Origin of the sequence: Flavobacterium anhuiense, from assembly GCF_050990855.1 — a bacterium.
Lineage (GTDB): Bacteria > Bacteroidota > Bacteroidia > Flavobacteriales > Flavobacteriaceae > Flavobacterium > Flavobacterium anhuiense_C.
Genome location: NZ_CP158861.1, coordinates 504895 through 525692 on the forward strand (window position 1 = coordinate 504895; position 20798 = coordinate 525692).

General features: G+C 33.7%; 15 protein-coding genes. 8 read left to right on the forward strand and 7 right to left on the reverse strand.

Annotated features, from left to right (window positions below; all coding sequences use genetic code 11):
- Positions 1-103: 103 nt before the first annotated feature.
- Positions 104-1447 (reverse strand): FAD-dependent oxidoreductase, encoded by a 1344-nt coding sequence (locus ABTV69_RS02465; RefSeq protein ID WP_433833931.1) that lies wholly within the window; start codon positions 1445-1447, stop codon positions 104-106.
- A 217-nt stretch (positions 1448-1664) separates the two neighbouring features.
- On the opposite strand from ABTV69_RS02465, the gene ABTV69_RS02470 reads away from it, so the two are divergent.
- Entirely contained in the window at positions 1665-2258 is a 594-nt protein-coding gene (locus ABTV69_RS02470; RefSeq protein WP_433833933.1) for a GNAT family N-acetyltransferase, read from the forward strand.
- Between the two features lie 42 nt (positions 2259-2300).
- Here the strand turns inward: ABTV69_RS02470 and ABTV69_RS02475 are convergent, their stop codons facing one another.
- Together ABTV69_RS02475 and ABTV69_RS02480 are read right to left on the reverse strand one after the other, a co-directional pair.
- Positions 2301-3749 carry a DUF1214 domain-containing protein gene (locus ABTV69_RS02475; protein WP_433833935.1) on the reverse strand — a complete coding sequence of 483 codons (1449 nt, stop codon included), beginning with the start codon at positions 3747-3749 and terminating at the stop codon, positions 2301-2303.
- A 10-nt stretch (positions 3750-3759) separates the two neighbouring features.
- Positions 3760-5244, reverse strand: a complete 1485-nt coding sequence (locus tag ABTV69_RS02480) for a DUF1254 domain-containing protein (RefSeq protein ID WP_433833937.1) — start codon at positions 5242-5244, stop codon at positions 3760-3762.
- 207 nt (positions 5245-5451) lie between these two features.
- Between ABTV69_RS02480 and ABTV69_RS02485 the strand changes: the two genes are divergently transcribed.
- The 4 genes from ABTV69_RS02485 to ABTV69_RS02500 all read left to right on the forward strand — a co-directional run bounded on the left by ABTV69_RS02485 (position 5452) and on the right by ABTV69_RS02500 (position 10266).
- Entirely contained in the window at positions 5452-6246 is a 795-nt protein-coding gene (locus tag ABTV69_RS02485; RefSeq protein WP_433833939.1) for a helix-turn-helix domain-containing protein, read from the forward strand.
- Between the two features lie 78 nt (positions 6247-6324).
- Entirely contained in the window at positions 6325-7836 is a 1512-nt protein-coding gene (locus ABTV69_RS02490) for a serine hydrolase (RefSeq protein ID WP_433833941.1), read from the forward strand.
- A 376-nt stretch (positions 7837-8212) separates the two neighbouring features.
- A complete protein-coding gene (locus ABTV69_RS02495) occupies positions 8213-9661 on the forward strand; it encodes a serine hydrolase (protein ID WP_433833943.1) in 1449 nt (482 codons plus the stop codon).
- Between the two features lie 161 nt (positions 9662-9822).
- Entirely contained in the window at positions 9823-10266 is a 444-nt protein-coding gene (locus tag ABTV69_RS02500; RefSeq protein WP_433833945.1) for a hypothetical protein, read from the forward strand.
- 314 nt (positions 10267-10580) lie between these two features.
- Here ABTV69_RS02500 and ABTV69_RS02505 read toward each other — a convergent pair whose 3' ends face one another.
- A complete protein-coding gene (locus ABTV69_RS02505; RefSeq protein ID WP_433833947.1) occupies positions 10581-12971 on the reverse strand; it encodes a penicillin acylase family protein in 2391 nt (796 codons plus the stop codon).
- A 108-nt stretch (positions 12972-13079) separates the two neighbouring features.
- Here ABTV69_RS02505 and ABTV69_RS02510 point away from each other — a divergent pair, with 108 nt between their 5' ends.
- From ABTV69_RS02510 to ABTV69_RS02520, 3 genes are all read left to right on the forward strand, one after another.
- Positions 13080-14636: a hypothetical protein gene (locus ABTV69_RS02510; protein ID WP_433833949.1), complete on the forward strand. Its 1557-nt coding sequence runs from the start codon at positions 13080-13082 to the stop codon at positions 14634-14636.
- A 138-nt stretch (positions 14637-14774) separates the two neighbouring features.
- The gene (locus ABTV69_RS02515; protein ID WP_433833951.1) at positions 14775-15032 is read left to right on the forward strand and encodes a GIY-YIG nuclease family protein; all 258 of its coding nucleotides are present in this window, start codon (positions 14775-14777) and stop codon (positions 15030-15032) included.
- Between the two features lie 197 nt (positions 15033-15229).
- Entirely contained in the window at positions 15230-17026 is a 1797-nt protein-coding gene (locus tag ABTV69_RS02520) for a hypothetical protein (protein ID WP_433833953.1), read from the forward strand.
- Positions 17027-17084: 58 nt separating this feature from the next.
- On the opposite strand, the gene ABTV69_RS02525 is transcribed toward ABTV69_RS02520, so the two are convergent.
- The 3 genes from ABTV69_RS02525 to queA form a co-directional block, all read right to left on the reverse strand.
- Positions 17085-17522 carry a YMGG-like glycine zipper-containing protein gene (locus tag ABTV69_RS02525; protein WP_433833955.1) on the reverse strand — a complete coding sequence of 146 codons (438 nt, stop codon included), beginning with the start codon at positions 17520-17522 and terminating at the stop codon, positions 17085-17087.
- A gap of 313 nt (positions 17523-17835) precedes the next feature.
- Positions 17836-19110: a kynureninase gene (kynU, locus tag ABTV69_RS02530; RefSeq protein ID WP_433833957.1), complete on the reverse strand. Its 1275-nt coding sequence runs from the start codon at positions 19108-19110 to the stop codon at positions 17836-17838.
- A gap of 485 nt (positions 19111-19595) precedes the next feature.
- Positions 19596-20645, reverse strand: coding sequence for a tRNA preQ1(34) S-adenosylmethionine ribosyltransferase-isomerase QueA (queA, locus tag ABTV69_RS02535; RefSeq protein ID WP_306153164.1), 1050 nt, complete (start codon positions 20643-20645; stop codon positions 19596-19598).
- Positions 20646-20798: the final 153 nt, after the last annotated feature.

Here is a 20798-nt window from a genome sequence, read left to right on the forward strand (position 1 = left end):
ACTTAATAAACATAAATAAACCCGACAGTTCTTTAAGAACTTGTCGGGTTTTCTATATCGGTAAAGTTTATATTTACTTACCTAACTTTATATGGTGAAAAAATTATGCCTGTTCTAACAAAGCTAGAATTTTATTCTCGACTTCTGGACCATCCCAAATGTTTTCGATATTTTCCATACGAAGGACTTCTTCCATAATTCCGTTTTGATAATCGCCAATTGCCAAGGCTTCGGCATATGGGCGATCGCTGAAAGTAACTCGGCTGTAAAGCGGAATCCACTTGTCTGGATGTTTGTCTGAAAAGACTTTTTCTATTTTCTTTTGCAACAAGAATTTTTCATCTGCTGTTTTGGTACTCATTTCTAAGAAATTTCGATAAGAAAGCTCTGCAATTGCATCTGCATTTGGCTTTCTAGCAATCTGATATTCTGCAAATATCTTCTTCCAATCGTCTTGGTACTTTTCAATCATTTCACTTAAAACAGTGATATCTTCAAAGCCCGCATTCATACCTTGTCCGTAAAACGGAACTATGGCATGACAAGCGTCTCCAATTAAAGCGATTTTGTTTTCGTAAGTCCAAGGAAAACACTTCATGGTAACAAGTGTACTTGTTGGATTTTTAAAGAAATCATTTGCCAATTCTGGAATTACTTCAATAGAATCTGGGAAGTTTTTTTCGAAGAAATCTTCAACCATTTTACGGTCAATTAAAGATTCAAAAGAATTTTCTCCTTCAAAAGGCATGAATAAAGTACAAGTAAAACTTCCGTCGAGATTTGGAAGCGCAATTAACATATACTCGCCTCTTGGCCAAATATGAAATGAATTTTTATCTAATTTATGTGTTCCGTCTGGATTTGCTGGAATATTCAATTCTTTATATCCCATATTCAGGAATTCTTGAGAATAATTGAACATGCTCTGGCGCTGCATTCTGTGGCGTATTCTAGAAAAAGCTCCATCGGCACCAAAAACCATATCGAATTTTCTTTCTTCCCACTCGCCTCTTTCACTTTCGCCTATATGAAGTGTTGCATCATTTAAAGTAACGTCCCAAACTTTTTGCTCAAAATGAAACTCGGCTCCAGCTTCTTCTGCCAGATCGATCATTTTTCTGTTTAGTTTTCCTCTTGAAATTGAATAAATAGATTCGCCTTCTTGACCGTAGTTCTGAAAGTTTAATTTATCTACCAAATGAATGGCGCGTTTATCCATCGGAATTGCGATTTCTCGAACTGCATCGCCAACACCAACTGCATCTAAGGCTTTCCAACCACGGTTGGACATCGCTAAATTAATAGAACGTCCAGAAAAATTTATTTTTCGGATATCGGGACTACGATCATAGACATGAACAGTATGACCAGCTTTTTTAAGATAAATTGCCAGCAACGATCCTACAAGTCCAGAACCAACAACGGCAATTTTTAATGAAGTTTGCATCGAGGGAAAATCTAATATTGGGTCGTAAAAATAACTAATAATTGTACATGAGCTGTAAAATAAATGAACAAATTGTTTGCAAATAGTGATTCGAACGAATTAGTGGGTTTTTCATTATTTTAAAAATATAACAAAATGTTATTTTATTTGATTTATTAATAAAAATTAAACAATTAGTTTTACTTTAGATTTACTTCAATAGATAAATAGAAAATTTATGAATAGCGAAATTTTACAATCTGAAATTATTTTGGAAAACGAGAAAGTGCTTTTGATTCCTTTTGAAAGTGAAAGAAATAAAGAACTTAAAGAAATTGTTTTTGATGACGAAATTTGGAAATATATGGGAATGTATATTCGAAACGATCAAGATTTCGAAAACTATATTTCAAGTACATTAAAACAAAAGGCTGACGGAATTTGTTATCCGTTCTTAATAATTGACAAAGCAACAAACAAAGTTGCTGGAAGCACTCGTTATGGCTATCTAAATCACGCGAGCCAAAAATGTGAAATTGGCTGGACTTGGTATGGAAAAGCATTTCAGGGAACAGGACTAAATCAAGCTTGTAAATTTGAATTGTTGCATTTTGGTTTCGAAAAAATTCAATTTAGAAGAATACAATTCAGTGCTGATTTTGAAAATACAAGATCGCAAAAAGCGATTAAAAAATTGGGAGCCATAAAAGAAGGCTTTTTCAGAAATAATTATATTGACTCTGAAGGAAAAAGTAAAACTGATGTTTACTTTAGTATTATTTCTGAGGAATGGAAAAATACTAAAAAGGAATACTTTCCAGCATTTATCTAAAATAAAAAAGCAACCCAATTAAAAATTGGGTTGCTTTCTGAATTAATTAACCTTTTCTACATCATTTAATTTCCAAGACTGATCGTACAAAGTTTTTGTCGGTCCGTAAAATCTAGCCAGCAATTCGAAATCGCCTTTTGGATCTGTTGGAATCCAATTGCTTTCTCCTTCAGGCGGTGGTTTAGGTCCGAAATACAAGGTTACTGTTCCGTCTGTATTCTTTTTAAGTCCAGGTGTCTGCGAAGAACGTCCTGACCATTTCGTATCTCTTATAAAAGTATGAGTTTCTCTATTGTACACTGTAATTGACCAATATTGTTTTACAGGAACATTTGCAGGAACAATCACTTTGTACGACAAATCTCCTTTTAAGAAATTGCCTTCCTTATCTTTTAAAGCCAAAAGATAATATTGTGATTCTCCAATATGTTTGGCGCTAAAAAATGCCATCATATAACAAACTCCTCTATTATCAATCGGATAAATTCCTGGGGTTACATAAGACTTCATTACACTCAATTTATACTCGTCACTTGCAGGAAAAAACCAATTTGTTCCTTCGTAAAATGGTTTCGTGTTTTCGTAAATAGACAATAAATACTCTCTTGCGTCTTTAGCGGCTGTATTAAATATCTCTTTGGTTTTTGCGTCTGGAGAAAATGCTTTTCCACGCTCAATTCCGATTGTCTTTAAAGCATCAATCATAGCTCTGTCACGTTCTAAGAATGGTTCTTGCTGCACAATATCGTTAAGTGCCTGATAAAAACTGTCATTATATTGAATAGCTGAGTTGAATTCTGCTTTACTGGCATCTACAAATTTAGTTTGAGGAGTATTCGAAGCTTGAGAATATGGATATAATTTTACTCTTTTTCCATAATCGACAGCAGCTTTTACATCTTCTGGACTTCCGCTTTTAAGAACCGAACGTAAAAGTGCATAGCCGCGATAGGTATCTGACTGCATAACAAAATAACCAGAAGGAATTTTGCTTTTATCATAACCTGGAGGCAGAATAATATACTTTCCTCCTTTTCCTTTATCCATTCCACCTGGACCAACATCTTCAATTGCCGCTTGCCAGCAATTCATTACACTTCCGTTAAAAGTGCCATTATCTGCAGGAGGAATTTCTAAAACAACAGGTCCTTTTTCTGTATTGAAAAAAGGCATCAAATAAATCACATCTGGATTTGGTGTAAGCGTCTGATTTTTCCAGTTTAACAATTCTGGCCATAATAAAACTTGATTGTATGAGCCATTAATCTTTTCCATCTCTTTGTACATGAGCTGAAAATTAACTGCTGGCATTCCCCAAATCGCTGCTTCTACAGCACGATTGTACTGAATTTTCTCTTTAATATTTTCAGCACGGAATTCAGTTTTCTCAGAAGAGCCATTGTTTTGCGCTGTACCATTTTCTGCTGTATTTTCTTTTTTGCAAGCCGCTAGAAAGAAAAACATTATCATCGGAATAATTATCCTTTTCATACTTAAGAAATTATTTTACTTCTTCAAAATCTCCAGGTTTCCAGCTTCCGTCAAAAGCAGCTTTTTCTGGTCCATATATACGAACATAAACAAACCATCCTTTATTCGGAATTGTTTTTATCCATTGCCCCTCTTTTCCTTCAGGAGCTTTTGGTCCAAAATACAGGTCTACACTTTTACCTCCTATTTTATCTTTTAACTCAAACATAGAACGAAGTGCCGCCTTATTTTGATCTGTAACAACTTGGCTTCTAGTTTCGGCATCATAAACTGTAACCGACCAGAAAAGTTTTGCTGGCGCAGGAGTTGGAATTGTTAACTTATAAGTTTTAGAGCCGTCAACATATTTACCTGTATTGTCTTTTAATCCTAACCAATATAAAGATCCTGAGCCTTCTTTTCGTCTAAACATTGCCGGAGAAGCACCAATTGCTTGATAAAACCAAGTTTCTCGAGCATCAATATCAACATAATTTTCGGTATCGAAATCGCCATTTTCAGGGCGTAAACCTACCCATTCCCATTGACGATCTTTCCAAACAATACGATCTGCGCGACGGTCTGCAAACGATTGTACTCGCATTTGTGCATTGGCAATTTTTGCTGCTTTTTCCAATATGCCTTTCATACGCGCATCAGGATTAAATGGTTTTCCTTTTGCAATTCCTAAAACAGCCAATTCCCCATAATAATCACGATATCCGTCATAAGAAGGTTCACGATCTATTACTTGTTTTAGAACTTCCCAATATTTAAACTTGGTTTCATATTCCAATGGCGTTGTATTTTGCGGTTTATTGCTAAGTTCAAGCCATGTTGGATCTTTCCAATCTGGAGTTTTATTAAACGGATAAACTTTTACTGTTGTTAAACGATCTAAAGCTGCTTTTACATCTCCACCAATAGGAAGAGAACGTACACCAACAGTTAAGTTATCTGATGACGAATGCCATACATAATAACCTGAACTTGGCACCGCTCCTTTATACCCAAATGGTAAAATAAGATGCTTACCACCTTTTCCCTCATCCGGACCTGGTATTCCCATATCGGCAACCCAGCGCTGATTAACATCCATCGCTACAACAATAAGCGCTCCAGCTGGAACTTCTACTACCATTGGCCCTTTTGACAAATCGATTACTACTGGAGCATAAGGCGTATCTGAATTTAATGTGTAACCAACCTGTCCCGGTTTTGTATCTAATGTTCCAAAAACCGAATTGGCTTTTACACCTATATCTAGATTTCCTAAACCGATTGCCGCACCGGAAACGGTTGGGTAGAAAAATTTATAGGTTTGTATAGCACGATTAAGATCGGCGTCATCATATGCTTTTTGTATCGTTGCTTCTGTTGGATAGCCACCAACAAATTCGTAGCCTTCTGTACTTGAAGAAGCTGTAGAAGTACTTTCATTATTTACCGTGGTTTCTTTCTTACAAGCGGTGATAAAAAGAAACATTGAAAACAAACAAGGAATGATTTTTTTCATAACATTAGTTTTAAAGAGGTATTAGACATAAAATCTCAGTCAAATTTAAACCTAGTCGACAGAATACTAAATACTTATATTCTTATAAATTGTTTCAAATTATAAAATGAAACCTCTTTTTCATTCTCCTTCATTTTTACTACCTCGTCTTTTTAACTTAAATTTGAAATCAAATTGGCAAATCAATATTAAAAGTCTCTTACAAAAATGCAATTATATTCAGAACATTACGTCAGCAAGAAAACGGAGCGGTTTGTCAATAAAATTTGGTGTCTCGATAACAGCATCGGCGAAAGCTTGATTGAAAATAAATTGGTTTTGCCAAATGGCTGTTTTAATCTTGCGTTTGTAGACGGAAATTCTATCGAAGTTCATACCAATAAGAACAAATATGAGATGAATGGTGGAATCTATTTCTGCTCTCAAATGACGAACAAAGTTTTGGTGAATATTCAGCCGAAAACAAAAGTCACGATAATCCAACTTCATGCTTGGACACTTTCTCTGTTTCCAACATACGATTTGAGCAATTTTGCAGATTCGATTATTAAAATTGATGCATCAGAATTACCTTTAAAAATTGATATTCAATCTGATATTGAAACTTTATTAAATACAATTAATACCTACTTTGAAACTTTAATTGATTCTAATAAAAATCAAAATACAATTGAAAAAATCTGCGAAATAATAAGACTTCGTGAAGATGAAATTTCGGTTTCAGAAATTGGTAAATTATTAAATTCTTCTCAGCGTTTGCTTCAAATGAAGTTTAAAGCAGCTACTGGGCTTACTATTAAAAAATATATCCAGATTTTGAAATTCAGAAAATCTGTTGATCAAATGTTAAACGCTGATCTACAAAAGCTAAGTCTCACCGAAATTGCTCTTTACAATAAATATTTTGATCAATCGCATTTTATAAGAAAGTTTAAAGACGTAACTAAAACAACTCCAAAAACGTTCAATCCTGATTTGTATTTTCTTTCGCAAAAAAGATAAAATTTTCGCTTTTGTACAATTTTGATGCGGAGGATTGAACGACTATTGCAAATCAATAATCATCAATCAATCATCAAAATGAAAATCATTAATCGCCTTTCGTTTCAATTTAAAGTTACTTTAATTGGAATTTTATTTTTTCAAATGCAAACTGGTTTTTCGCAAGAAGAAAAAAGTTCTGCATTATACAAAACCATAATGTCTAAAGACAGCCTACTTTTTAATATCGGATTTAATACTTGCGACATAAAACAATTCGAGAATTTATATACGGAAGATTTTGAGTTTTATCACGACAAAGACAGCATTTGGGATAAAGCGAGATTTCTAAAAACTTTTAAAAGCGGTATTTGTTCTCCGACTAGAAAATACAATTATCGCCGAGAATTAATTGACGGAAGCACGGAAATTTATCCTTTATACAAAAATGGAATTCTGTACGGAGCGATTCAAATGGGAACACATCGTTTTTACGAAAGGGCTGCTGGAAATGGTGAACAGGCTGGAAGTTTTGCCAAATTCACACATCTTTGGCTTTTAAAAAATAAAGATTGGAAATTAGCAAGATCGCTAAGCTATAATCATCAAATGACTAGTTCTACGGCTGGAATCGAGAACCTTTTTGACAATGATCAAGAAACTGAAAAATGGCTAAAACAAAATAATATTCCTGCTTTAGGATTGGGTATTATTACAGATGGAAAACTAAAACAAATCAAAACTTTTGGCAAGTTAAAACGAGAGGTTTCTGCTCCTTATAATACGATTTGGAATGTTGCTTCACTAACAAAACCTGTAACTGCTATTGTTGCTTTGAAATTGGTTTCTCAAGGAAAATGGAATTTGGACGAACCTTTAGATAAATATTGGATAGATCCAGATATTGCAAAAGATCCGAATCATAAATTATTGACCACTAGAATTATTCTGAGTCATCAAACTGGTTTTCCAAACTGGAGGTCTCTCAACGAATCTAAAAAGTTGGATTTTAAATTCAAACCTGGAACACAGTATCAATATTCTGGAGAAGGATTTGAATATCTACGAAAAGCTTTGGAGAAAAAATTCCATAAAACATTGGATCAATTGGCTTCAGAATTGGTTTTTGAACCTTTGAAAATGACCGATTCTCAATTAATCTGGAATGATAAAGTTGATCTTTCGAGATATGCGACTAATTACGACAAAGATGGAAACGCCTACGAACCGACTAAAAATAAAACTGTAAACGCAGCAGACGATTTATTGACTACGATTGAAGATTACGGCAGATTTTTATCGAGCATTATGAACGGCGAAGGATTAAGCAAAAAGGTTTTTGAGGATATGATTTCGCGTCAAGTTCAAACCAAAAAGAACAAATATTTTGGTTTAGGTTTTGAAATTTATGACTTAGGAAATGAAAATTATGCTCTTTCGCACGGCGGTGCAGATCAAGGCGTTCAGACTATTTTTATTTTACTGCCAAAAACCAAACAAGGTTTAATCATTTTTACCAATATTGATGATGGCTATAAAATTTACGAAAATATTGTGGTTCATTATCTTGGAGAAAACGGTAGAAAAATAGTGGATATCGAAACAAAATAATTTCCACTTGAATCAGATATTAACTTTTAATCTGAAAACATGTTAAAATTATTTATCCTTCTATTATTATATATATGTAAAGTTTTAACTGCTTAACATTACTTAAAAATATTTGTTAGTTATGAGCATAGGCCTACTTTTAAAGTTTCTGGTCTGTGCTCTGTTTTTTTTATCAGAAAAAAATTAAAAAAATCTGCTTTGTCTTGAAACCAAATCGTAAATCGATCGTCTAAGATTTTAAGAGCATCAATTTATTTCACTAAAAAAATATCGTAATTTCGATTTAAAATACTGAATATCTTTTTGTTACTAAAGTTTCAATCATCAATCAAAAAAACGAATCATTTCATTAATCTTAAACCATAATCAATCCATTATGAAAAAATCAATCAAACTAATTGCGCTTTTTGTCGCTTTTCAACTTTCGGCATTTAGCGCTTTTGCTCAAGACAAAGCACAGCAAATTGAACAGCTCTTAAACAAATATACCGAGTACGGACAATTTAATGGTTCGGCTTTGGTAGCCGAAAACGGAAAAGTAATTTTCAAAAAAGGTTTTGGTTCTGCTAATATGGAATGGAATATTGCAAATCAACCCGATACTAAATTCAGACTGGGTTCTATCAGTAAACAATTCACTGCTCTATTAATTGTGAAATTGGCGGAAGAAGGAAAAATAAAACTAGATGTTCCGATTACAACTTATATTACAGATTATCCAAAAGAAAATGGTAGCAAGATTACGATTCATCATTTATTGACCCATACTTCTGGAATTCCAAATTATACTAGCGCACCAAACTTTCTTAGAGACAAAGCAAAAAACCCTTATACCCCAGAGGCTTTTATAAAAACATTTTGGAGCCTTCCGCTTGAGTTTACTCCTGGCGAAAAGTTCAATTATAGCAATTCGGGTTATTTCTTGTTAGGTTATATTATCGAAAAAATTACAGGCAAAACGTATGAGGAGAATTTACAGGAAACTATTTTTACTCCGCTAAAAATGGCTAATTCTGGTTACGATCACAGCGACTTCATTATAAAAAACAGAGCTGCTGGGTATGAAAAAGAAGGAAAAAAAATTGTCAATGCCTCTTATATTGATATGAGTATTCCGTACGCAGCGGGATCTTTATATTCTACTGTAGAAGATTTGTATATCTGGAATCAAGCGCTTTACACCAATAAATTACTTTCTGCAAAAAGTATGGAATCGTTGTACAAACCGTACACCAAAGCTTGGAATGGTTTCTACGGATACGGGTGGTCGACTTATGAAGTGCCAAACGGAAACGACAAATTAACTATTATTGAACACGGAGGTGGTATCAATGGGTTTAATACCATTATTTCTCGCATTCCTGCGAACAAGAATCTTGTGGTTTTACTAAATAATACTGGCGGAACTGTTCTGGGCGAAATGAACACTGCAATTCGTGCTATTTTATATAATCAGCCTTTTAATCAGCCAAAAAAATCATTGGCTTTAGATTTATTGGATATTTACACCGAAAAAGGTGCCGCGGCAGGAACGGATACTTTTAAAAAGCTGAAAAATGATCCAACTTACGCCATTAAAGAAGGTGATATGAATCGAGTTGGATATCAATTATTGCAAACTGGAAAAAAGAAAGAAGCTATTGAAATTTTCAAAATCAATGTAGAATCTTTTCCAAAATCCGGAAATGTTTACGACAGTTTAGGCGAAGCTTATTTGGCAGACGGAGATAAAAAATTAGCAATTGCCAATTATAAAAAAGCTGTTGAATTGGATCCAACAAACGAAAACGGTAAAAAAGTCTTAGACGAACTTTCTAAAAAATAAGTCGAGATATTTTTTAAATAAAATTTTCAAAAAAACAACTCCGATAAAGTAGGTGCAAAGTCTACTTTATCGGAGTTTTTGTTACAACTTAGGACATTCAAAATTGACTATTTATTTTTTAAAATACTATTTTCGCACGACCCAAAACAATTAAACAACCTATGAAAAATTTTAAAAATTACAGTTTATGGACTGTTTTATTATGTCTTTTTATTTCTTCTAAATCAATATCGCAAAACAATCAGCCTCTAATGCCGACACAGCAAAACAAAATCATAATTGATAGAATTGTCGAAGCCGCGCATTATAAAAATTATGTAATTGATTTTTGTTTAGCTAAAATAAACGAAGCTTCTGCGAAAGAAGGCTGGAATGATCAAAAAGCTATGGAGATTACGGAGAGCATTAATTACAAAAATTTCAGAGACGCGATTTATAATATTTTCGCAAGACATAATGAGGTTGAATTGGAGGCTATCTTAAAGGCTTATGAAAAAGACACTGCTTATCAAGCTCAAAACTTCATGACAGCAAATAAAGTTCTTTCTAATAATTTGAACATTTTTGCAAATGATATTGTGCTTGGGAAATATCTTTTGAGGTAAGGTTCAAAGGGACAAAGTAACAAAGGGACAGCGTTTTTTGTTTGCGCATATATTTTTGTCAAAGTTTGAAATAAAGATTCTGAGGAACTAAGACGCTAAAATTCTAAGTTTTTTTCTTTGGGCACAAATCTTTGTCAAAGTTTGAAGAAAAGATTCTGAGTTGCTAAGAAACTAAGGCTCTAAGCTTTCTCTTTGCACATATCTGTGTCAAAGTTTCAAACTTTGACACAGATTATACTGACAGCAATAACTTGAAACATGAAACTTTAAACGTGACTCGAGAGCTATGCTCGAACAGGCGAAGCAAACAAATTTTAACTCTTAGGTTTCAAAACTAGCTTTGTCGACGTCTTTATGATTTCGTCTTTGTTTAATTTCATTTTTCTGAACTTTCCTGCGTTATACATTTCGGCTTGATCGCTGTAATGTTTACTGAAAGGATTTCCAGATTGTCCTGTTGGCAGAATGCTCCAACTGTTTTCCACATCGGCAAAATCTACAATTCTTCTTGTTGAAGGTCCGCCTTTTACATAGTATTTTCCTTCGTCATTAAATCCGAAGAATAAATTATTGATTACTTCATTTGAACCTGGAGATTTGAAAGGACCAACATTAAATAATCCACGAAGCGCTGCGACTTTTCCTAATGGATGTTCGTGTTCTACCGTATGCACTTTTCCCCAATTCCATTCTGAAATATTTTCACCTAACTGATTTTGCAAAGCGATAACCGCATCGTGAAATGATTTTGAAATAATTTCTGTTCTAGTTTCTTTTATGTTTTTTGTTTTAATATTATCCCACCAAACCGAATTATCATTTTTTATCTGATTGGCGATTACTTGTTTTCCAAGAGAAATTCCCAAGAATAAATTAAAATTATCCTTGCCCATTTCATCTTCAAATGTGTTTTTCAGATACAAATAAATCCATTTGTTGTAAATTGTTGGCGCGACATCTTCTAAATTGGTTGTTCCTTTCCACGATTTTAAAACTTTTAAAACTTCTTTCTCGTTAGCAGAAAGCGGTTTATTGTCTAAACTTGCCATTAAGTTTTTAGTCGTTTCAACAGCAACATCAGAGGTATTATCATAAATCATTTTGCTGATAGTTTGCTTATCCCAATCTGATTTTGCGTCTAAAATTCCCGAAATTCTTTTCGCACGATCTTCTGGCAAATAGTATCCTGGGTACAAATAGCCATTATCAATAGCTTCTGGCTGATTATTGGCAGAATAAACATATCCCCAAGCTGGATTTTCAGCTGATGGATTCTGCTCGAAATCTAAAAATTTTGTAATATCATCTTTTCCGCTTACGCCATCCAAAATCAAATGCGTATTCACGCCCTCATGGTGTCGGTACAATTTTCCACTTGCCCACCATCCAACATTCCCTTTGGCATCTCCATACATAACGTTCAATCCAGGCGCAGCAATTAAGCTTACCGATTTTTTAAAGTCAGTAATATTTTTAGCATGAGAAAGTCCATAAGCCGCATCTAGAATCAAAATCGGTTCTCTGGTGTATGTCCAAGACATTGCAATTGGCGTTTTCTTATCCAGACGATCTATAAAATCATTCATAATTGGTCCATGACGTGTAATTTTAACCGTCAAAACAACATCTGAAGAATCTTTCACTTTTATTGTTTTCTTTCTAGTTTCATATTTGCTGAAACCTGTTGGTGTTTGATATTGAGAAGCGTCGTCTGCTTTATTTTTTTCTTGGTAAAAATCAATGTCATCATTTTCAAACATCGTCAAACCATAAGCATAATCTCTATTATGTGCCAAAAGCGGAAATGGAGTTCCTGCCAAGTAACAACCATACAATTCATGCTGTGGCGTTACTACATGCGCTTCGTACCAAGTTGCTGGCTGAGAAAATCCAATATGCGGATCATTCGCAAAAATGACCTTTCCCGTTTTCGATTTATGAGGCCCAACAACCCAACTGTTACTTCCAACAAACGGCGGAATCGGAGATTGATCCAACATTGCTGTTATCGATTTTGAAATCTCTGTGTATTCTTCGGTTTTCTCTTTTGAAATTTTAATTCTCGTAGTATTAAATTCACCTTCAATACCCAAATCTTTCAAATACGCAGCGCCATATTTATTTTTAATATCCGTCAACAACGGATCTGTTTTCTGCGCCATCGCAAAACTAAAAGACATATAGCCAAAAATATTATAAACGTCATTTATCGTAAACTTTTGTTTTTTCACACCAACCAAAGTAAATTCTATTGGCGTTACTCCCTCTTCCAAATATTGATTAATTCCGTCCAAATAAGCTTGAGTCAGTTTATAACTTTCGCTGTTTTTATCCAATTTTGCAATGGCTTTCGCCGAAGCTTCTTCGATTCCGATTCCTGAGAAAAATTTATCATTTTTAAGTGCTACACCTCCGAAGATTTCAGACAAGCGTCCAGGGGCAATTCGGCGCAACAATTCCATTTGCCATAATCTTTCTTGCGCATGCACATAACCAAGCGCCGTCATGGCATCTTTTTCAGAATCGGCATAAATATGGGGAACTCCAAAATCATCGAAATAGACAGTAGTTTCCTTTTCAAGATTTTTTAATTCTACTGAGCCTTCGTATTTCGGTTTCAAATGAAAAATATAAGCACACAAACCAATGGCAAGCACTACAATTACAACCACTAAAACCAGCAGGATTTTTTTAATTATTCTCATATTCTAAAAAAGGATAAAATTCAAAATGATATAACTTTTCGCTAAAATCTTATAAAAGAAAATACTCTTTAAAAGTCTAAATTTATGTATTTAAAATTAATACTATAAATGTCAATCTATAAAAAAATAGCTATTGTAGTAATTTCTCTGCTTGCAATCGTAATTCTCGCCAATGTTGGCTTGAATTACTGGATTAAAAAACAGCTTCCGATTATTATTCACGAAAAAAACAAAACCGCTTATAATATCAACTACGAAAAAATTGAAGTTTCTCTTTTTTCTAGAAACATCAATGCACAGACCTTATTAGTGCGTCCTAAAAACGAACCTAAAGACAGCAAAAACGGACTTTTTTCGAAAATCGAATCAATTACTATCAGACACTTCAATATTTGGGATTTGGCTTTTCGCGATATCATTCAGGCAGAAAGTATTATCATTAACAAACCGCGAATTATTCTATATAAAAAAGGCGAAAAATTAATCAATAATAGCAAAAGCATTGAAAAAGAAATTGTTGATCCTTTCCGAAAAATTATCGCAGTTTCTAATATTTACCTCAACGAAGGATCGGTTGATGTTGTTTCTTTAGATACGGAAAAACCTATTTTAAGTGTAAAAAAAATCCTTCTAAAACTTGAAGGTATTTTAATTACCGATGCTACTTTGAAAGAAAAAATTCCAATTCGATATGAGAAATATGCTTTAGTTTGTGACAGTTTGTTTTATAGACCAAACGGTTTTTACTACATCAATATTGGAAAAATAAGCACCGAAAAGAACTTTTTAAAAATTAATAATTTCTCTAATCTTCCTCAATTTGAACGATATGATTTTGTAAAACGTTTGGACAAAGAAAAAGACATTTACAATTTAAAATTCGATTCGGCTCAAGTCGCAAAAATGGACTGGGGTTTTAAAAACAATCAGTTCTATTTCAAGGCGAATTCTTTGGTCATTAATCATTTTGACGCCAATATTTACCGTGGAAAAATGCTAAAAGACGATCCGAGCAAAAAATATCTTTACAATCATTTATTGCGAAATCTGAAATTCCCGCTTCAAATTGACACGCTTCAAGTTTTGAAATCGAAATTGGTTTATGAGGAAGAACTTGATTTTTCTAAGGGTCCAGGCGTTTTAACTTTCGACAAATTCAATTTGCAAGCAACCAATTTACAAAGTGGCTTTGGTTTGAAAAAAACAGATGATGTTAAAATCAAAGTTAAATGCATTTTCATGAAAAGCTCGCCGCTTAATGTCGATTGGAGTTTTAATGTTTTGGACAAAAGTGACGGATTTCACATTGCAGGTGTGATTTCGAATTTTAATGTTCAAGGAATGACAAGATTCACAAAGCCCTATATCAACACCACTTTTACAGGAACTTTCAACAAATACCGCTTTAATTTTTACGGAAATGATAATGGCTCAAAAGGAAACGCTTCTTTAGATTATGATGATCTCAAAGTGAAATTATACAAAAAGAAAAAACCAGAAAAAGAGGCCAAACTGAAAACCGCTGTTGCCAATTTATTAGTCAAAAATGATTCGAAAGACGGAGCTAAATCTGCAGAAATTGAAGTAGAACGACTTCAAGATCGATCGTTCTACAACCTTTTATGGAGAAGTATTGCAGAGTCTTTGAAGAAGATTTTGATATAAAAAAGATAAAGATTCCCCTTAATCTTGTCATTCCGAGGAACGAGGAATCTTCGCAACTAGCTCCGCAAAGCAAAACACATTCAGTATAATTATTGCGGGTAAAATCTTTCTTTATTGAAAAATATGTACTTTAACCAAATGCACATATCAGAAGGTTTTCATACATATTATATCTACATCATTACAAACAAATTCAACACTGTATTTTATACAGGAGTTACAAATAACTTAAGAATTCGTTTAAGCCAACATGCTGAAAACATAACAACTAGCAATAAAACGTTTGCTTCAAAATATAAAACAGATTTCTTTTATACTATGAAAAATTTACTTGGATTCAAGGAAATAAAGGGTTGGACTAGAGATAAAAAAATTAGAATTAATAAAAACTATTAATCCTGATTTAGATTTTTTAAATTATTTATTTTCTTAAGATTGGCAAAATACTTTGTAGAGTTACTTACGAAGATTCTTCGTTCCTCAGAATGACAAAAATGAGGTTAAATGAAGTCGCCAATCTGTGAACCTGACATTTATCAGGTTTTAGCAGAAAATATTTTTTTTCATTTGCTTCTATTTTAATCCGAATACAAATGACAAAAAAAAATCTGCATACTTTTCATATTCCGGTAATGGGATTGGCTTATACCATAGACAGTCCGATTAGAGTCGCGCAGTATGGAATTTCATCGGTTGTGGCGCTCGCAGACGATGATTTAATTGAAAAGATGCGTAATTTTTACAGCACAAAATTCAACATTCCTTACGAAGAAATCACTCAAAAATTTCATGATTACCGTGCTGAAAGAATTACCTCTTATTTAAATTTAGTCGATAAAATTGTAAAAGAGAAATTTGAAAACTTCAAAACAGAATTGGCAGAAAGCAAAACCGCTTTAGAAAATTTCATATCAATGCTGCCCAATACTTCTGATATAAAAAAAGGATTTCAGAATTTATTAGATGACGGAATCACTTTTAAAGAAAATATTCAGCATTATATCGAATCGCATCTTTTTCCTGGAGAAATTGACGTGAATATTATGACGAAATTAGACAAGGATAATTTCGTTAAAAACGAACAGCTTCCAATTGAATTTAACGATGCTCATTCCGCTTTAAGAGGTTTTGCAAAAAGTAATTTGGAATCTTCTGTTGTACTTTCTGCGGGAATGAATCCGAGATTGTTTGGTTACTTCGAAAACTTCCCAGATTTTTTTCCGAATGAAAATAATGAGCTGAAGAAGAAAATTATCTTAAAAGTGAGCGATTTTAGATCGGCTATGATTCAAGGAAATTTCTTGGCTAAAAAAGGACTTTGGGTTTCTGAATATCGAATTGAATCGGGATTAAACTGCGGCGGACATGCCTTTGCAACTGATGGATTGCTTTTAGGCACTATTTTAGAAGAATTCAAGGCAAAAAAAGAACAATTGATACAATCGGCCCACGAATTAATGATTAAAGCTTTACAGGCCAAAAATCAGCATTTTCCTGAAAATCCCTTAGAATTAAAAATTACCGTTCAAGGTGGCGTTGGAACAGCGGCAGAACATGAATTTTTACTAGACAAATACGACGTTGATTCTGTTGGCTGGGGCTCTCCATTTTTATTGGTTCCTGAAGCTACTTCTGTAGATCAAGAAACTCGAAATTTATTGATGAAAGCTAAAGAAGATGATTTTTACTTGAGTAATATTTCGCCTTTAGGAGTTCCATTCAACACTTTGAAAGGAACGACAAATGAATTTTTAAAACAAAAGCGAATTCATGAAAACAAAGCAGGAAGTTCTTGTCCAAAGAAATTTTTAGCATTAAGCAAAGAATATGATCCGCATGGAATTTGTACGGCTTCCAAAAAATATCAGGATATAAAGCTGGAAGAATTAGAAGCCAAAAAAGATTCTTTATCTGCTGAAGAATTTGAAAAAAGCAAAATCAAGATTACCGAAAAATCATGCTTGTGTGTGGGTTTGGCCAATGCTTCTTATTTGGAAAATGACATTAAAATAAAAGGTCAAGCGCAAGGTGTTGTAATTTGCCCTGGACCAAATTTGGCTTATTTTGATCAGGAAGTTTCTCTGAAAGATATGATTCAGCATATTTATCAAGGAAAATCGATTATTAGAACCGAACGCCCGAACTTATTTATAAAAGAGCTTAAAATGTATGTTGATTATTTTAGAAACGAAATTCAATCTGTTTCTGGCGAACTTACAGCTGCGCAGCTTAAAAAATGGAATTCTTTTAAATCTAACCTCTTAGATGGAATTGAGTATTATAAAAATTTATTTGAATCGACGACAGTCTTTAAGGGTCATCTTGACCAACTCGATTCTTGTAAATCAGAATTAGTTGGTATTAAAATTCCCGTTTCAGAGTTGGTTTAAAATTGAAAACCCCAAATTATCACTAATTTGGGGTTTATTTTTATCTGTAGAATTTAAACTATTCTTTCTGCTTGTTTTTGCTATCAATAACAGCTCCAGTACCCGTTCCGACTGCAGCTCCGGCAAGACCACCAATAATGGCACCTTCTCCTTTTTTCTTACTGACAATTGCACCAGTTGCAGCACCGACTCCAGCACCAATTACAGCGCCTTTAGCAGTTGCACTCCAACCTTTCTTTTTAGTAGTTGTAGTTGTAGTTGTCGCAGCTGTTCCGTCTTGCTGATGTACGACAACAACTTTCTCTTTTTGAGCTTCGATTTTTTCTTCATTTAATTTTGCCATTTCAGTCTTCATTGAATCGATAACTCGCTGTTTGTTAATCTCAACTTTCATTGAATCAATGCTGGCTTGTTTGGCTTTATTTATATCTCCTTTACTTTGTTGTTGGCAAGAAGTTAAAAATATCACGGTCAATAAAATATATAAGCCTTTCATGATCTTGTAATTTTAAAATTATACATTACAAAATAAGCAATATCTGTTATAACAGTTATTACAGAATTTTTTTGAAAGGTTATAAAATTACGTTGCAGAATATTCTTTCATGAAGATTTATAAAAATCTCGCAAAGTCGCTAAGACGCAAAGTTTTCTTTTTTAAGAAATTAAGCAAAAAAGGCTTTAGCCACACTGATTATTTGGGCTAAAGCCTTTCTATTACATTTCAAATAACCTCCAGCTAAAGCTGGAGGCAATTCATAAATAAATTTAAAAAACTTCGCGTCTTAGCGACTTTGCGAGCAATAATTTTACTTCCCTAAAATTCCTTTTTTCAGGATTTGTCCGAAGTCATACATATCCTCATAAGAGCAATACAAAGGAACTGGTGCCAGACGAATTACATTTGGTTCACGCCAATCTGTAATCACTCCGTTTTTCATTAAATAATCAAATAAAGCTCTTCCTTCTCCGTGCAAAAATACAGATAACTGCGAAGCTCTTTCTTCTGGATTTGAAGGAGTGATAATTTCAAAAGTGCTTTCTACTTCCTTATCAATTTCGTGAAGAATAAATTCTAGATAAGAAGTAATATGATCACGTTTTGCGATTAAAGCATCCATTCCAACCTCAGCAAACATTTCTACAGAAGCTAAATAAGGCGCTAAAGATAAAACTGGTAAATTACTAATCTGCCAACCGTCTGCTCCGTGAACAGGATCAAAGTTGGGTTCCATTTTAAAACGGCGTTCTTTGTTGTGTCCCCACCATCCAGCAAATCTTGGTAAATCTGAATTATGATGTCTTTCATGAACAAAACAACCTGAAGCATTTCCAGGTCCTGAGTTCATATATTTATAACTGCACCAAGCTGCAAAATCTACATTCCAATCGTGAAGTTCTAATTTTATATTTCCTGCAGCGTGCGCTAAATCCCAACCTACTTTTGCACCTACTTTTTGTCCAGCTGCGGTTATGGTTTTAATATCAAAAACTTGTCCCGTATAATAGTTTACACCGCCAATTAAAACCAAAGCCAGTTCATCGCCAACTTCTTCAATTTTAGCCAAAATATCTTCTAGGCGAATGTTGTGTTCTCCTTCTCTGCGTTTGATTTCTACAATGGCATCTTCTGGTTTATAACCATGGAAATTTACTTGACTCTGAAACATATATTGATCTGACGGAAAAGCCTTTTCTTCGCAGATAATTTTATATCTAGTTTTTGTTGGCTGATAAAACGAAACCATCAACAAATGAAGATTTACTGTCAAAGTATTCATCACCGTAACTTCTGACGGAAGCGCACCAACAATTTTACTCAATGGTTCTGCAAATCTTTCTTGGTAATCCCACCAAGGTTTTTCAGCATAAAAATGACCTTCAACTGCCAGTTCTGCCCAATCGTTCATTACTTCATCAATATAAGCTTTGGTACGTTTTGGTTGCAATCCTAGTGAGTTTCCTGTAAAATAGATAACTCTTTTATCGTTCACCTTAGGGAAAATAAATTGTTCCTGATAATGATTTAATGTGTCTTTCGAATCTAGCTCTCGTGCAAATTCGCGTGTATTTTGAAAAGTCATTGTTTTTTGTTTTGCTTGCTAAAATAACAAATTTTGTTTGTTTTGTTTCAGGTTGATATGTATTGTGTGGTTTAACCGCAAAGTTCGCAAGGAATTTTTATCAAGAATAACGCTCATAAACGCAAAGTTCGCAAAGCTTTGTCTTAAAAACATTTTTGCTAGCTCTAAATAAAACATAGTCCAAGGTTTCAACGTTGGGTACGTATCGTGTTCCAATCTTTGTGTACCCAAGGTTGAAACCTTGGGCTATGTTCTGAATAATTGCGAAATGTTATTTAAAAATTAGCCACAGATTAAATGATTATCGCAGATTTTTAAAATCCTCTTAATCCTTATAATCTGTGGCTAAATAAAATCTTTGCGAACTTTGCGGTAAATTTCACAACGATTGTGAAACTTGAAACCTGAAACTTGAAACCATATAAAAACAGAAAACCCGACAGTTCTTAAAAAACTGTCGGGTCTCTTTATATGATAAACTCTAATTATAGAATTAACATTGCGTCTCCGTAAGAATAGAATTTGTATCCTTCTTTGATTGCTTCTTCGTATGCTTTTTTCATTAAATCATGCCCACAGAAAGCAGAAATCATCATTAATAATGTTGATTTTGGAGTGTGGAAATTGGTAATCATACAGTTTGCAATACTGAAATCGTGAGGAGGAAAAATAAATTTATTTGTCCATCCTTCGTAAGGATTTAAAGTATTAGCAGAAGAAACAGAACTTTCAATTGCACGCATAGAAGTTGTTCCTACAGCACAAATACGTTTTTTCTTTGCTTTTCCTTCATTTACGATATCACAAGCTTTTTGAGTAATGATCAATTCCTCAGAATCCATTTTGTGTTTAGACAAATCTTCTACCTCAACTGGGTTAAAAGTTCCTAAACCAACGTGTAAAGTTACCTCAGCAAAGTTCACTCCTTTGATTTCTAATTTTTTCAAAAGGTGTTTTGAGAAGTGTAAACCAGCAGTTGGTGCTGCCACAGCACCTTCTTCTTTTGCATAGATGGTTTGGTATCTTTCAGCATCTTCAGCTGTAACTTCTCTGTTGATATATTTAGGAATTGGAGTTTCTCCAAGTTCTGTCAATTTGTTTCTGAATTCTTCGTAAGAACCATCATATAAGAAACGTAAAGTTCTACCACGAGAAGTTGTATTGTCAATTACCTCAGCAACTAACGAATCGTCATCACCAAAATAAAGTTTGTTACCAATACGGATTTTTCTAGCTGGATCAACTAAAACGTCCCATAAACGTTGCTCAGAATTTAATTCTCTTAATAAGAAAACCTCAATTCTAGCTCCCGTTTTTTCTTTGTTTCCGTACAAACGAGCAGGAAAAACTTTTGTATTATTTAGAATTAAAACGTCTCCGTCATCAAAATAGTTGATTACGTCTTTAAACATTTTATGTTCGATAGTATTTTTTTTACGGTCAATTACCATTAAACGAGATTCATCTCTGTTTTCTGCTGGAAATTCAGCCAAAAGTTCTTTCGGTAAATTGAAATTGAAGTGTGATAATTTCATATTTGAATTATTGATTTTAGCGTCTAGATTTTAGATTTACGTATCTAAAAATTTAAATCGGATGCAAATATACGATTGTGAGATAGGCGTTGTCAAGTGTTTTGGCTTTTATTTTCAAAAGTCCTTGATTTAGTGCGGTTTGCAAGACCATTA